Source organism: Microcoleus sp. Z1_B2, from assembly GCF_036700325.1.
Lineage (GTDB): Bacteria > Cyanobacteriota > Cyanobacteriia > Cyanobacteriales > Microcoleaceae > Microcoleus.
Map to the genome: position 1 here is coordinate 1 of NZ_JAUBOQ010000004.1, position 14,768 is coordinate 14,768.

The 14,768-nt window shown below is 44.2% G+C and carries 15 protein-coding genes; 6 read left to right on the forward strand and 9 right to left on the reverse strand.

What is annotated here, in order from left to right; genetic code table 11:
* Window positions 1-336: 336 nt before the first annotated feature.
* From QT984_RS02960 to QT984_RS02975, 4 genes are all read right to left on the reverse strand, one after another.
* Window positions 337-2,424, reverse strand: a complete 2,088-nt coding sequence (locus QT984_RS02960) for a hypothetical protein (RefSeq protein WP_333373123.1) — start codon at window positions 2,422-2,424, stop codon at window positions 337-339.
* Between the two features lie 336 nt (window positions 2,425-2,760).
* Window positions 2,761-2,982, reverse strand: coding sequence for a hypothetical protein (locus QT984_RS02965; RefSeq protein WP_333232365.1), 222 nt, complete (start codon window positions 2,980-2,982; stop codon window positions 2,761-2,763).
* A 292-nt stretch (window positions 2,983-3,274) separates the two neighbouring features.
* Window positions 3,275-3,946, reverse strand: a complete 672-nt coding sequence (locus QT984_RS02970; protein ID WP_333232367.1) for a hypothetical protein — start codon at window positions 3,944-3,946, stop codon at window positions 3,275-3,277.
* Window positions 3,943-4,503 (reverse strand): hypothetical protein, encoded by a 561-nt coding sequence (locus QT984_RS02975; protein WP_333232369.1) that lies wholly within the window; start codon window positions 4,501-4,503, stop codon window positions 3,943-3,945. Before QT984_RS02975 ends, QT984_RS02970 begins: the two co-directional genes overlap by 4 nt.
* 707 nt (window positions 4,504-5,210) lie before the next feature.
* Between QT984_RS02975 and QT984_RS02980 the strand changes: the two genes are divergently transcribed.
* Both QT984_RS02980 and QT984_RS02985 read left to right on the forward strand, forming a co-directional pair.
* Window positions 5,211-7,067: a bifunctional 3'-5' exonuclease/DNA polymerase gene (locus QT984_RS02980; RefSeq protein WP_333232371.1), complete on the forward strand. Its 1,857-nt coding sequence runs from the start codon at window positions 5,211-5,213 to the stop codon at window positions 7,065-7,067.
* 186 nt (window positions 7,068-7,253) lie between these two features.
* A complete protein-coding gene (locus QT984_RS02985) occupies window positions 7,254-7,487 on the forward strand; it encodes a hypothetical protein (RefSeq protein WP_333232373.1) in 234 nt (77 codons plus the stop codon).
* Between the two features lie 154 nt (window positions 7,488-7,641).
* On the opposite strand, the gene QT984_RS02990 is transcribed toward QT984_RS02985, so the two are convergent.
* Window positions 7,642-9,096: an AAA family ATPase gene (locus QT984_RS02990; protein WP_333373128.1), complete on the reverse strand. Its 1,455-nt coding sequence runs from the start codon at window positions 9,094-9,096 to the stop codon at window positions 7,642-7,644.
* A 381-nt stretch (window positions 9,097-9,477) separates the two neighbouring features.
* Here QT984_RS02990 and QT984_RS02995 point away from each other — a divergent pair, with 381 nt between their 5' ends.
* The 3 genes from QT984_RS02995 (at window position 9,478) to QT984_RS03005 (ending at window position 11,701) form a co-directional block, all read left to right on the forward strand.
* Window positions 9,478-10,209 (forward strand): hypothetical protein, encoded by a 732-nt coding sequence (locus QT984_RS02995; protein WP_333373131.1) that lies wholly within the window; start codon window positions 9,478-9,480, stop codon window positions 10,207-10,209.
* A gap of 425 nt (window positions 10,210-10,634) precedes the next feature.
* Window positions 10,635-10,994, forward strand: a complete 360-nt coding sequence (locus QT984_RS03000) for a hypothetical protein (protein ID WP_333143556.1) — start codon at window positions 10,635-10,637, stop codon at window positions 10,992-10,994.
* A 185-nt stretch (window positions 10,995-11,179) separates the two neighbouring features.
* Complete coding sequence (locus tag QT984_RS03005) at window positions 11,180-11,701, forward strand: hypothetical protein (protein ID WP_333143557.1); 522 nt, start codon at window positions 11,180-11,182, stop codon at window positions 11,699-11,701.
* Window positions 11,702-11,810: 109 nt separating this feature from the next.
* Here QT984_RS03005 and QT984_RS03010 read toward each other — a convergent pair whose 3' ends face one another.
* The 3 genes from QT984_RS03010 to QT984_RS03020 all read right to left on the reverse strand — a co-directional run bounded on the left by QT984_RS03010 (window position 11,811) and on the right by QT984_RS03020 (window position 12,950).
* Window positions 11,811-11,957, reverse strand: a complete 147-nt coding sequence (locus QT984_RS03010; protein ID WP_333143558.1) for a hypothetical protein — start codon at window positions 11,955-11,957, stop codon at window positions 11,811-11,813.
* The gene (locus QT984_RS03015; RefSeq protein WP_333143559.1) at window positions 11,944-12,564 is read right to left on the reverse strand and encodes a Uma2 family endonuclease; all 621 of its coding nucleotides are present in this window, start codon (window positions 12,562-12,564) and stop codon (window positions 11,944-11,946) included. Before QT984_RS03015 ends, QT984_RS03010 begins: the two co-directional genes overlap by 14 nt.
* A gap of 152 nt (window positions 12,565-12,716) precedes the next feature.
* The gene (locus QT984_RS03020) at window positions 12,717-12,950 is read right to left on the reverse strand and encodes a hypothetical protein (protein ID WP_194012320.1); all 234 of its coding nucleotides are present in this window, start codon (window positions 12,948-12,950) and stop codon (window positions 12,717-12,719) included.
* Window positions 12,951-13,128: 178 nt separating this feature from the next.
* Between QT984_RS03020 and QT984_RS03025 the strand changes: the two genes are divergently transcribed.
* Complete coding sequence (locus tag QT984_RS03025) at window positions 13,129-14,358, forward strand: hypothetical protein (protein ID WP_333143560.1); 1,230 nt, start codon at window positions 13,129-13,131, stop codon at window positions 14,356-14,358.
* Here the strand turns inward: QT984_RS03025 and QT984_RS03030 are convergent.
* Complete coding sequence (locus QT984_RS03030) at window positions 14,300-14,722, reverse strand: hypothetical protein (protein WP_333143561.1); 423 nt, start codon at window positions 14,720-14,722, stop codon at window positions 14,300-14,302. The genes QT984_RS03025 and QT984_RS03030 overlap by 59 nt on opposite strands.
* Window positions 14,723-14,768: the final 46 nt, after the last annotated feature.

Sequence of the window (14,768 nt, forward strand, 5' to 3'; positions counted from 1 at the left end):
AATCCGTTGACATCGGAATTATTATCTCTCTCTTCTCTTTCTCTGTGTCCTCTGTGCCCTCTGTGGTTTAATCATTCGGGAGCATCTCAATGAAAGCAGCCCAGCCCAAAATTGGAGTTAGGAGCCAGGAGCCAGGAGTCAGGAGGAAAGAGTCCGAAAGAAGAAGGAAGAAGAAGTGTTTTTACCAATATGAGATGCTCCCAATCATTCCGATACAACCGGAATTGATATCAGTGCTATAAAATCACTGCTTTCAGCAATTAAAAACGTCCTGATTACGGAGAAGGTTGTTAGAGTTGTTAATACCTTGCTTTTCCACCTCCTCTTTCCTCTGGTTCAATGGGAGAGCGCAGCCGTGCCAAGAGTAACTGCTATCCCCAAACCGATTAGTATCAAAAAAGTTTGCTGCTTTCGCTTATGAAAAAGTCGAATTAAAAACCACAATCCTACCAAAAAAGAGCTGAGGAAGGGCGCAACCTTAATACTCCAACTAGCATTTAAAGTAATGCCGGAGCCGACCGAGTTGCTGATGCCATTGCTGTCACCAGAATTAGCTTGGCAATTGTCGCTGGTATTGTGGTTATAAAGCTCTCGAACTTTTTCCCCGTACTGTTTGAGAGAGTAGCCGCCTAAAATGTTGGAATAGCTGGCATCAATTTTACTGCCAGAACCCCCAAAGTGTTTTTGCGCTACTCGCTCAATTAAGCGATCGCCCTTGAACACCTGCCCAGTTTTAGGGTCAATTTCCTGTTGGCTGCGGACTAAGTTCTCAGCTAGAGAATTTTGCAAGACTTTATCCTGAACAGCAGGAGGAAAATATTGGAAGAGTTCCTCTCTTGTAGGTTTTTGGCCTTTGTTGACGTTTAGGATAAAGTTAGGCCCCCCTGGAATTGAGCTGACAGCACGCTGCACGTCTTCCCGGTAACTCATCAACTGATAGCGACCGATCGCCCGCCCGCAGTTGCGAGATCCTTCAGTACAAACCATCTCGCCAATGGCTTCGTAGTCGGCACTGGCTGCACTTTCCACATAGGCGATTCCTTCAGAAAGCTTCGCTAACGCCTCCCCTAATGAAGCCACATCCACACCGCTAACGTAAGTCGCGGGGCGCGCGCACTCTCGCTTCGATTCAGGTACAGGCTGAGTTGGTAAAGCGTTTTTTTTAGCTTGATTGGAACTCAGTGGCTTTGAAGGTTTTGTTTCGGATGCGACGCCTTTAGAACGCGAAATACTGTTAGAAGAACCGCCCTCCAATCGACCGACAAACATAGGCGAATTAACGCTGTAACTGAGAAACGGAACCGGACCAATAATGTAAGGTGATTTGCCGCAGGGCAAACTAAACCTGAAGTACAGAGCCGTGTCAACAGTATCGCTGGTTTCTGACGGTTCCATTACCACTACTTTAAACACTTGCCCAAAAGGATGCCGGCCCGTCGGTTCCCAACCGGTCAAACAGCCAGAACCGCCTCGCACTTCCTGGTATTTGCCGCTAATCCACTGCTTGCCTTCTAGCGGCCCTGTGGCGCGGCGACCGGCGTTTTCCATATCGTCGAGTTCGATATAAGCGCAATCTTTCTCGCAAGCTACCGCAAATCCTTCTACATCAGAACCGGAAATTGTGTTATTGCGCTTGCTCTCGTACCGACTGTAAATCATGTCAATTCGCATAACTGCGCTGCCAATAGACGCAATAGGAACCGGAAAGCTAGAAAGCGGGACTTGACTCAGCAGCGGAATATTGCTGATGAGTTCCTCTGACCAGCCAGAGAACTGTTCTAAATTTACGCTATTAAGGTTGGGGATTTGGGCGATCGCAAACTCAGATAGGTCAATTTGGTTGAGTTTTGCCTGCGCTAGTTGCGGTACTTGTTTTACAGCTTGACCAATTGGTAATTGGTTGATGTTAGGGTTCACTCCGGCTATTTGAGAAGATAAAGAAGCAATTGGAGGAACATCGCTCAATTGAAATTGACCCAGATTCGGAACAATTTCAACCAAGTGACCGACAGTTTGCTTACCAGCTAAGGGAAATGCTGACAAGCTGATATTTTCTAAATTGATATCCCCTAGTGCCAATTGTTCAATTGCTTGCAAAGACAGAATTTCAGGTTTTACATCGTTGATGTCCCCCAGCTTCAAGATGTTGTCAACAGAAGTGCCGGCTTGCCAGCTTCGACCGCCTGAACTTCCAGAACTAGCAACGGCGGGCAGGGAACTAAAGGTAATCTGGTTCCAATCTGGCAGCAAAACTCTAGATTGTTCTTTTTCCCAAATTTTAGTAGGTAAGGAACTAGCGCTAGCAATTGATGGGAAGCTGAAGAAAGTAATGCAGATGAAAGCAAAAATTAGGCAGAGTGTACTGGCAGCTATTAAAGCAGATCCTACCTGGCTGAATTTTATTAACTGCTTTGGACTGTTCATGGGAATCCTATTGATGTTAACTCAAATGCGGGTAAAAAAAGCTGCTCTATTCTCTCTAGTTTGGAAAAACGTTAAATGGTTTTTAAAACATTACGAAAAATAGAGCAGTATTGCAGAAATTAGCCATCAGCTAAATCTCCCTCTCCCCCTCTCTCGCCCTCTCCCTCTCTCCCTTTCTCCCCCTCTTCCTCTCTCCCTCTCCATTTTAGGAATTACCCAAAAACCCGGTTTTTGAATGTAATTCCGTCATTTTAGGTTGAGGATGAGAACGAGAAACTGTTTTTTTTAGGTTGATAGTGCGTCCTGGACTGCATTTCTCCATCTTCGCTTTTTTCTTTAATCAAGCTCCAGCTCAAGCTGTGGATTCGGGCGGACTGCTGAATCTGTCCAAGAAGTATCTGCTAGGTTGGACAAGTCATAGACATTTTCTTGGTAACCGTTGTCAAAATTACCTTGGCGAACTTCTTTAGATGACGAGTAACCGACAGTCAAATCGGGTGCTGATTCGTAACCGGAGTTGTTATAGCCGGAATTAGGTTCGATCGAAGCATTGTGCATGGTTTTTCTTAGTTTATGTGGTCAACAATTCCAATTTAAATCGCATCGCGTTCCTGCAACTTCATTCCTGTGAGCGATTGGGTTCAGTAAAAATTACCCCCTCTAAATGGAGGGGGCAGCTTTATGAAGGTTGCCTAACGGCTCTCAGCACTGGGCAATTATACGAAGTCGAGAAAAATGTTTTTTAAGAGAAAGTAGGAACTAAAAGCTAAAGAATACCCATGCTTAAGAGAGGGGATATGATGCAGGTTGGGGTGCGTTCAAAGCTACCAAATTACTTCCGCATTTTTTATTAATTGTTCAATAACTCCAAGCAAATCACTTGGTTTGGTGCGAGAACACCTCCGACTTTTATTACTTGCAGCTCTCCGCTTTCGTCGGGATATTGTGCTTTAACTTGGGCAATTGCTGCATCTAAACTAGATGCCTGAGCAATATACACCTTCTCAAGAACACTTAGTACCCAAATAGGTTTGGGCCACTTATGTCGAGGTTGGAGAATTGAATAGTGAATCACTTGACCAGTGTACTGAACAATTTGCTCGATCGCAGTTTCCGAACAAAACTCCCCCAATTCAGACTCAATACATTGTTTGAGTTCTTTCGCAGGAATTTGCTCAAAAACTGATTCTAAGAGCATTAATGCTGGTCTTGTCTGCTCTAATTGAGTGTGTTCCTGCACGACTAATGACTCTACGAAGTGACTCACCTGGTTGATGATTGAGTCAAAATCTAGCTCCATCAATAAATGACCTAAATACTCCCTTAACAAATTTCTTAGCTTTTCATCAGAGATATTCATACCGCAGGTTTTCAGATAAACTGAAGGTTTATTACCCAAATCCCGACCGCAGCCAACTTCTCCATTAGCTGCATCTTCTGCTTCTATCAGTTCCATCAAGCGCGGATAACTGGTTGTATCATCTATTGTGGATTGGGGCTGGGAGGGAATTGAGTTACTCATTTGTCTTTCCTTAATGTTTCAAAGTAATTAAGATTGTCGGGTTCTTCAGGATCGAGACCGCAGTCTAGCAGCCCCACTTTCAACTTTCTATAAAATACTAGCGCACCAGGCAGTGCGTGGAAGCCTATCCTTCCTTGGTATCCTAGTTCCTCACTACGAGCGATCGCAAAATCTATCAGAGTTCCACCTACTCCCTTATAAGTTGGAGGATTGCTAATAGTTGGTCGATTCCAGGGAGCCGTTGCTAGGGCTCTGACGTAAACCAATCTTCGTCTCAATTGAGACTCAATATAGCAGCGTTTTTTTAAAATATCGATAGTCATTAAACCCTGAGTTATGCCATCACACTCAATGGCATATAGTTCATCTCCTGGTAAAAATTGAGTTCGATAGCTTTTACTAACCCAATTCCAGTATTCATCTTCTTCTCCACTCCCTCGAAGGGTTGGTTCCCAGAGGTTTGTGGCATCTTCTAAATGCTTCTCAGTAACGGATGTCAGGATAGCATTAACTACCTGTCGATCTCGAACTCTAAGAAGCTGGATAGGGCGATTCAATTGCCAAACCTAATTATTGTGACAACTACATTATATATCCTAATCTTTAAATTTAAATTCCAGCAATATTTTCCCACCCACCTCTATATAAAAATCTTTTTTACAATCTAATCGTTCCGAATTAAAGTCGCACTTAACAGTGCTGTATCGGTGAAGTTCATACATCTGAACTCACCGTTATGAAAAAACTCCTCGCTATCGCTCTAACAAGCCTTTTGCTCTTAATGGCAACAGACGCTAACGCAGTCGTCTGTAAAAAGATTACAGAGGGCAAACCAGGCTGCGACCTTTTAGGCGGCACTTGGGATAGTCAAAACAACTGTTACCGACTCTAAAGTTGGCAACTATTTTCAAAACCAGGCAACCCCTGGTTGTTTTTAGACCAACCGCCATCCTTTATGTCTTTTACCTTATTTCTAAAGTTCAGGACTTAAATTGATTTACAAAAAACCGAATAATAACTCAATACGCTTGGGTTAGCGCTTTCAGACGAATTTAATTTCACGGATTTTTGGGAATTCCCGACTTGTGAAAGGAAGTCACATTGTTCTGAGTCCAAGCGTATTGACTTAAAACTCGTATACTTCCCAAATAAAACCCATTATCCTCAAGCTACCTAATCTCGAATACCTGCTTTAAAATAGTTAAATTTCGTGCATGATTGACAGAAAGATATCCTTTCACTTTTTTTAGAAAAGCAAGTAATTATGAAACCTACTCCGCTAAACCAGCAGAAACAATCAACCGCTATTCCAACTTCTTTGACGCCCGAGAAACTTAAAATAGCTCAGTTCCCAGTTACACTTAAAACCCCTTACCAACTGATCGATACTGCTTTCAATATTGAAACAGCCCTTCAACCATTCCAACAAGCAAAAATCATAGGTATAGACTGCGAAACAACAGGGCTTGACCCCTACCAAGCCAAAATTAGATTGTTACAACTTGCCATTCCTGACCATCCAGTAATCATTGTAGATTTATGGGCCATTGAACCGAGTTCCCTCGAACCATTACGCTTGCTCTTAGCCAGTCCTGCACTGAAGGTAGGTCACAACCTCAAATTTGAATGGCAAATGCTCGCTTTTGCCGGACTGGAACCATCCAAACCCTTTTTCGATACCTATTTGGCTTACCGAGTGCTGACGGCTGGACTAAAACGCCATTTGTCCCTAGATGCTGTCACTGAGAATTTGTTGAAAGTAAAGCTAGACAAAACGCAGCAAGTTAGCGATTGGTCGGGAAACTTAACACTCGCTCAACTGCAATATGCTGCTACCGATGCTGCAATTTTACTCCCGCTGGCTGCTGCTCTGCAACAAAAACTGAAAGCTTCTAAGCTTTGGAAAACTGCTTTACTAGAGTTTGCTTGTCTGCCGGCGGTGGCTTCTATGGAACTCAACGGAATGCTTTTAGATAGAGAACAGTGGAAAGTTTTGGGAGTCAAGCTCTGTCATGAACGCGACTCTCTTTTAAAACAAATTAATTCACAACTCCATCGACCTAACCCTAATCAACAAATTTCTCTGCTGCCCGAATTTATGGATACAATTAATCCTCGCTCTCCCAAGCAAGTTCTAGCGGCTTTGCAACAGAAAGGCATTCCTGTTACTTCCACTAACTCTCAACATTTAATTCCTTTGCAAGGCGAGTATCCTGTGATTCAAACACTGTTAGAGTACCGCAGTTTATCGGCTCGTATCGATACTTTTACTCTGGGTTTACCTGAACGCATTCACCCGATTACAGGGCGCATTCATCCCAATTGGTTTCAGATTGGTGCTAGATCAGGACGGTTTAGTTGTCGAGAGCCAAATTTAACGAATATCCCCAGAGATAAGGAAACCCGACAGTGTTTTAAAGCTGTACCCGGTTACGTCCTGCTCAAAGCCGATTACAGCCAGATTGAACTGCGGATCATGGCGAAGGTTTCCGGCGATCGCACGATGGTGAAAGCTTACTCCAAAGGGGAAGATTTGCACTCTCTCACAGCTTCCTTGGTGCTAGCAAAACCTTTATCTAAAATTACTGTCGAAGACAGACAGCTCGGCAAAATTATTAACTTCGGTTTAATTTATGGCATGGGAGCACAGAAATTTAAGAATATGGCTCAAGCAGAGCATGGAGTCACTTTAACGCTGCAACAAGCTTCACACTTTCGTAAGAAGTTCTTTGAATCCTATACAGGTATCAAACAATTTCACGGCAAAGTTCGGAGCGCCTGGAGCCGAGGTATTCGAGAGAGTCGGACTGTCTTAGGCAGAAGGAGATTATGGTCAAAAGATACTAAACCGTTGCTTAATGAGATGCTAAATAACCCAATTCAAGGAATGAGCGCTGACATTACTAAACTCGCTCTTGCTCTACTTTTTCTGCCTCTGAGCCGTACAGGTGCTAAACTAATTTGTGTCGTTCACGATGAAATTTTAATAGAGTGTCCTCTTGAAGAAGTGAGGCAAGTTAAAGCCTTGCTTAAAAAATGTATGGTGAGAGCCGGGAATAAGTTTCTCTCTCCGATTCCTTGCGAGGTAGAAATTAAGGTGATGGAAAGTTGGGGAGGGTGAGAGATTAACGGGGAAAGAGTGGGGAATGGGAAGTAGGGAGAAACCGCACCGCAGGCATTGCTGTGAAAATTCCACTTCCTGACCACTCCCCATTCCCCTAACAGTCACCGCATAATTCCGCGCCCAACCTCCCACCCCTAAACAACGATTGTTGAGGTGCAAGTGAACAGTTGATTTCAAAACATAATGAATGTAATTCTCACTATTAGTAACCAAGCCGCAAATATCGTTGGTAAGTTATCAAAATGCGCTATTGCCATGCTTCACCAAGCTGAATATAGCGTTATCAGGCAGGAGGGAGAGCGCGGCTACACAACCAATGCTTTAACTGTACGGCTTGAACCAGAAACAGGGTTAACTTGGCAGGGAGTCAAACTCGACCTTGAAAATTGCGGCTACCGCGTCCAAGTTAAGTCTTAGCTTATAATACGATCACCAGTGCATTTGTTATTAAACACATGCACTGGTTATTATTTGCGAGGGAAAGCGCTATAAAACTTTTGCGCTAATTCTATCAACAGTCAAAACTTTTTGGCTCACCAAAAAACCCATGCTATTGTTGGTTATCATGCACTCAAGTTTTATCGTAAGCAGATGGCCGATACTCGAATAACTCTTGCTCTCCCGCCGCAAATTTAGACCCATCCCTCCCAGAAGCAGGCCGAGCAAAGGACGCTTTGTTGCGAATCCCCTGGATATCTTCAGAAGAACGCTCAGACGATAGCACAAACTGAGTTCTCTGATAACGCAAATGGGCCAATTCAATTTTACCCGGTCGCCCTTCACAATAGGCTCGTTCAGCACAGCGCTTTACTGCGATCGCAATTTCAGCACTCGTTGCTCCGGCATAATCAGATAGTAATGAATACCACTGCCTGTCGCTCCAAAGGTTCTCTTTTCCTTCCCCAAACTGCTCTGGGAAATACTTAGCTAAGTGCAAATTGAAAATCTCATAGCGAGCGCCGCTGTGTGGCAAATCCACAAACCAGATTCCGCCGTCGTCAAATCTGCGGATAAGTTCAGCCGGCAGCATTTCTAAGCGGTTAACAGTAGCTAACATTAACACGGGGCTCTCATGTTCCTGCATCCAGGTGAGCAATTTCTGCGACAGCCGTCTAGCTACACCGCCATCAGCATTTGATTCCCAGCCAGAAAAACCCTTGTCAAAATCGTCAAAGAACAGCACGCAGCCGCCCAAATTATCGGCTGTATCCAGCATTTTGTTGAGAGCGCGGTCGGGATTAGAGGAACCTAGAATATTGCCCCAACTTGCTGCTAAAAGCGCATAACCTAGCTTCTTAGCAGCTAGCTTCGCACTCAAACTTTTGCCCGTCCCCGGCGGCCCCCACAGCAGCATTCCTTTGGGAGGTCTGAGGTGATATTTCTTGGCATCAGCTTCTGACAGCTTTACGACTTCGCTCAAATAAGCGTCTAATAAATCTAAACCGCCAGCATGAGGCACGTCTGGAGAAGCAATGAACTCTAACCCCTGGTCTCGAAGTTGCGATATTTTATGCTCCAATACCAACTGTGCGATTTGGACAACTGAAGCGGTCACAGAGAGCGATCGATCTAACACCAATTCAATTTCAGCAGTTGGCAGCCCTAGACTAGAAACAGCCAGCCGTTTTTTAGCAGCTACCGCATCTGAACCAAAATCAAGGGAACAATTGCGATCGCAAAAATTATCTACAAGAACTTCGACTTCAAAACGATCGGGTAACGGACATTTGAGTAGAGGAATTAATGGACTTAGCTTTGATGGCAGTTGGATGTACTCACCCAGCAGTACCCAATATTGGTTGGCCCAACGCCCTTTCAGCTCAAAGAATGCGTTAGCCAATTGAGAATAACGGCGGACAAGAGGCTGTTCGGTACTGTCTGATTCCAAAATATCTTCTAACAAAAAGATACCGGGACAGTCATTTTCCAGCAGAAATTGCAGCACATCACTCCCGACAGATAGCTCAGTTTTACATAAGACGCATTCACTATTATACATCTCCGAAATATCTGAAACGCTTGTCATATCTGAATGACAACCTAAAATTGGGAGATTTTTATCCAAACACCGCACCTGTTGAAGAGTTGCATAGCCAGGATTCCAATAATAAACAGGTAAACAACACTCACTGGCGTACTGATGAAATGATGACAAGATTTTTTGGCGATCTGCACTGTAATATTCTAGGGCAAATATTGGAGTTGGAGGGACTCTTAAATTAGACAAAATCGTGAAATATTTCATGAATTTATACATCTAAATAGAGGATGTTTAACATAAAATTTTAACTAACATAATTAAAATTTAGCGTCCTGCTAATGAGCGAACTTTTCCCCCTCAATTGGAGGGGGTAATTGTGCCTAACGGCACTAATAAATTGATGTTATGCAAGTTAAATTGTCAATCATGGTCACAAGTAAAAAGCAAACCGCCGCCACTCCCACTCGCTCTCAGTCACCAGTGCCTGCTAAATCTAAGCCACCTGAAAAACAGAACAGTCAAACTGTCGGCAGTAACAATGGAGCCAAATCAAAACCTCAACCTAACCTCAGCCCGGAGCAACTTGCTGGCGAGCTAGTCAAACAGATTCGCAATACAATTCATAAGAAGTACGGTGTGACAATTCAGCGTCGCGATAGCCGTATTTCGACAAAGGTTGGCCACGCAATTCGCGAAAAACTGGGATTGGATATTCAAGCTCAGTTGAACAAGCGCAACGGCAATGGCAATGGTAAAAAGTTCGACTGGCAAGAGTGGAACAATACTGTGTTTCCCAAGCTAGTTGGCCGACCCGAGGAACTCAAGTATGGTGTCGAAGTTGTTGCCTTAGCGATGAGCCAACTTTACGATACAATTGCTGACAACCCGCAAGCTGCCATTGCCGATTTAATGGAGTTCAATGCTCAAAGCTTAAAGCGTCGCAACGAGTTAGCTAAATCCTCAGAAGAAGATACTGAAGAACTCGATGAGGACGACGAACTCGATGATGAAGATGATGAAATTGATGACATACTCGATGAAATTGATGAGGATGACGAAGACGAGGAAAGCGATGAGGACGAGGATGAGGATGATGACGATGAGGAGGATGATTTTAGTTTAGACGAAGACGAAGAATTTGAGGAAGACGACGAATAATTGCTAAAGTTTGATTAGAAAGCTCTGCTGAAAAAGCAGAGCATTTTTTTGCCTCTATCGAGGCCTTTTCCACGAATCGCGATTCATTTAATAAGGGGAGGGGGAAGGGGAAGGGGAAGGAACGGAAAGGGTAGAAAAACTTGGGACAAGGGTAGAAAAACTTTAGTAAAATCCCGTTATTACTAAAAAAATTATCCTTCCCCTTCCCCTTCCCCTTCTCCTTCATTTCAGGGTAATGATTGTCGCCACCGTCCGAATCAGGACGCTCTGGGAAGCAGACCCAACAAATTCACAATCAAGGAAATTTTGACCTTGGTTGTGAATTTAATTTACCCACCCACCCACCACTAATTTTTTTGAATTAATTGTAATTAGCAGACTGCCGTCGCTTTAGTTGTGAAAAAAAACACGCTTGAGGGTTAATCATGGCTAATCGCAAATCCGCTCCAACTCCGATGCAAAAGCAATTTGCAGAAACTCTTGAAGAACAGCGCTTCGAGATGTTTTTGCACGTTGCCCGCGAGTTAACTGGACGTGCCAAACAACGACAGTTGCAGAAAGGTAAAGCTCTTGACTGGGAAGCGTTCAATACTTGGTTTAACAAGCAATATGAAGGCTACTCGGCTGACGAGATGCTTGAAGAAATCTTGAGCAACGTTTACTGGCTTTCATCTGAGCAAGCAGTGATTGACTTGCACTTCCGTTATATCGACTCGGCAGTCAAAGCTTCTCATAAGAAAAAGGCAACTGACGATAATGAAGAGATTGATGATTTTATCAAGTAATCAATGACGACCCCCAATAAAGGGGGTAAAATCCTGCTTGGAGCAGGATTTGTTTTGCCCGCCCACCCACCACACCAGTTCCCTTTGCGATATTTGTGATCGCATTCTCAGAAGGATTTAGTAAGGTTTTGATATTAAACGCGAGCGCGTTTGAGAGATGTTCCACTTGCAAATAAATTATAATCATGTACGAACATATTCAGCATTTTCTCACCCTCACAATTGAAACTGTGGTAATTTTTGGTTACGGTGGCTTAATTGTTCACTATATCGCTACGCTGTTAGCATCGAAGCGAATGAATCCTTCTGAAAAACTCTCAGCAGAACTTGCCCCAGATTTTGTGCCTCTTCTCAATGAAATTGCTTCCTTTCCTGCTGTTACCGAATGTGCAGCAACTCCAGAACCCACAGAAGAACAGCGCCTCACCTCTTCGCTACAATTTAAAGCCGAATTTGCTTCTAATATTCAACTCGATACCGACACATTAAATCTACCTTTCATTCAAGTCGATAGCCTGACTCTTCGACAATGCCGCACCGTTATTCGAGCGCTCAATGCCACTCTCCCACGAAGTGAGCATATTCGCCTGAAACTCAACAAAAAAGATGTGCCAGCAGATTCGTTAAAATTTCAAATCAAGAAGCATTTTAAGCATCGACCGCAGCAATTTGTCTCCCTAATTGAGCAAATTTTGAAAGTTAGTTAGCACGCTCGGGGAATCAACAAGCCAATTAGTCTTTTATTTCAAAACAACTTATGGGAACGATTTGATAGAAAGTTTTTTTGAAGGCACCCTCCTTTTCCTGACCAAGCTATTAGTTACTTTCTTCAGCGCCAAGGGGAATCAGACCCTTGCCCATTTGTTTGCTCAACTCGTTGAGACTCAATCCCCGTTCCATTGCGACCGCACGAATTCTCTCCATCCTACCGACGTTACCTGGATATAAGCTAGATAGCAGCATATCTGCCTGCCGCGAAGATTTGTTGCGCTGTTAATTGCAAGCCGGGAAAGATTGAGGAAATAAGCAGATCGTCATTTTGAAACAACTGTTTTTGATACTCGTCTTCTCGCAGCGTACAAATTGTAACTGTCGGCTGTTTGGGTTTGCCAATATATTCTCTGCCGCCAATGCCCAGATAGTCAACAATCCAATACTCAGGCACTCCTAGTATGGCGTAATCTTCAACTTTGCGGGCGTAATCGTTCTGCCAGTTGGTGCTAACGACTTCAGCAATCAGTTTAATTGAGGAACCTGATGTAATTACAGGTTCTTGTTGCCACAAAGGTTCATTAATTAGTCGAGTTTGGTTTAATACAAGCACATCGGGGCGAAATGCTGTTGCTGTTCCTAATAGTTTGATGAGACAGCGAGGGGGGATAAGGTAGGGTAGATCCAGGCGGTCAATTTCTACATTCAGTTTTCGTCCCAGAAAACCGGATATTTGTTCGTGCGGCCCTGTTGGTTCCATTTCGGTTAATTCACCATCAATCAGTTCGTAGCAATCGCTGTCGCCGTAGCTTGTAATAAATTCATCAACAGTTATAAGTTTTGGATGTGATTGAACCATTATATTTTTTCCTGATATATTGGCAGGGCACAATACCGTAAGTTAGAACATTTTTTAACCGATAAAAACACCGTTGTTACTATTAATAAAACTTCTCGTAACTAGTTGATAGAAAGTTTTTTTGCTCTAACCTCTCTTTCCATATCTGGCAATTAGTTACTTTTTTCACCATTGCCAAGGGGAATCAGACCCCGGCCAATCTGTTCTATCAACTCGTTGAGACTCAATCCGCGTTCAATGGCGATCGCGCGAATTCCTTCCCATCCTACCGATGTTACCTGAATATTTCTTTGCTTCTTGGGTTCTTCATAGCGGGGTTGTCCCCCAGAGCGGTTGAGGTTGGCTAGTGAGTTGGGATGGGGGTGAATTCCTTTCCTAGGTGACATAGCGTGGATAGCATTTCCTTTTTTTTACTATTTTCGCATTTTCTGGAGGCTTCTCGACGATAACTATGTTAGTGTTGAATAGTTCAAGAAAATTCCTGCCCGCGCTGACTCCCCTACTCCGGTTGCGGTCGAGCGCGGGCGAGCCTTGCATTCAACAAACTCGCCAGGAATGCGTCAAATGCAATCAGAAGCAGACGATCGGGAGCCGCAAGCGTTAATTGTTTTGCCGGGGGGTATTGGAGGGTGTACCTCTTGTGCTGCGAAACAACTGCGAATCGACCCCGAATTTCAATCTCTCATTCCTCCCCTGAGTAAAGACGAAAAAGCCGCCCTGCAAGCGAGCATTCTGGAGGAAGGATGCCGCGATCCGTTAGTAGTCTGGGCCGAGGAAAAGCTTCTCATCGACGGCCACAACAGGTTCGCCATCTGTACCGCGCACGGCATACCATACAAAATTGTAGAGATGTCTTTTGACAGTCGGAATGCAGTCAAGGTCTGGACGATCGCCAACCAACTGGGACGGCGCAGCTTGACGCCAGAATCCGTTAGCTACCTGCGCGGCACCTGGTACGAGCTGACCAAGGAATCTCACGGGGGCAAGCGTTCGGCAAACTGTCATTTTGACAGTTTGACAGACAAAGTATCGCCAGATAGAGCAAGCTGTCAAAATGGCAGCTTGACAGACAAAACAATGCCAGATGAGGCAAGCTGTCAAAATGACCACTTGACAGACAAAACAATGCCAGAAGGAGCAAGCTGTCAAAATGGCAGCTTGACAGACAAAACAGCACGAGAGTTAGGAGAACGGTTCAAAGCTTCCCCCAGAACGATTTACCGGGATGCCCAATTTACTCGAGCTGTGGATGCTCTCAGTTTTATTGGAGGGGACGAAGTGAAGTGGAAAATACTGAATCGCTCTGCTGGGCTGACCAAGAAGCAGGTCATCGCTTTGGCAAACGACACTCGCAGCAATCCGGCTCAGGTTGCCAAAACTTTACAGGGGCGCGACAAAAAAGTAAAACCTGAAGGCGAACCTAAGATCGCCCACCACCTGACGCTCAAAATTGGTTCCTTGGTGGAAGTGTACGCGCCCGATCGCCAGGACGTTAACGGTCGGTTGGGGCGCATTCAGTCAGTGGGCGAGAAAACGGCTACCGTGTGGATGCGGCACATCCCTACTCTTGCCATGAATTTGCATACCTTCAAACACTCGGCTCTTACTGCTGTACCGCTCGAAAATCAACCCGGACTTCAAGAAATTTGCGATCGCACTGGCCGACTTCACCAATTAGGAAATCTAGATCCTTTTGAGATAGAAATCCTCAACTTGTTAGAAAGAGCAACGGTTCTTACTCCCACCGAATTGCAGTATTTAGAACATATTGAGAACACACACAAGCTTGATTGAGTGCCTCACAACTATTTTCCCTTTTGAGAACAGCAATAACTTCGGAAATTTTATTTGATTCACTTGACAGTTCAAACACTGAGCCAATCAATTTTTGTTGAGCTGCTAATTGTCGCAGTGAATAACAAGCGATCGCTCGCACTCGCTCAGGAGACTTGCTAGCATTTTTAGCAGCAAACGGCCCCCAGAAAGCACTCAGTACAATCTTAATCTGTTCCGATATTGGGTATGTTTGACTCAAACAGTAATCCCAAACCATGTTATCGAATGGGTCGTCTAGTGCAACTAAAACACCCGATATTTGCGACTGCACTTGCTTCTGATTTTGGTCAGGTAACGGCTGATTGTTCAAATTGGCAATCATAGATTTCTCCTGTTAAGCTAACTTATTTACATCCCATTCAAGACTT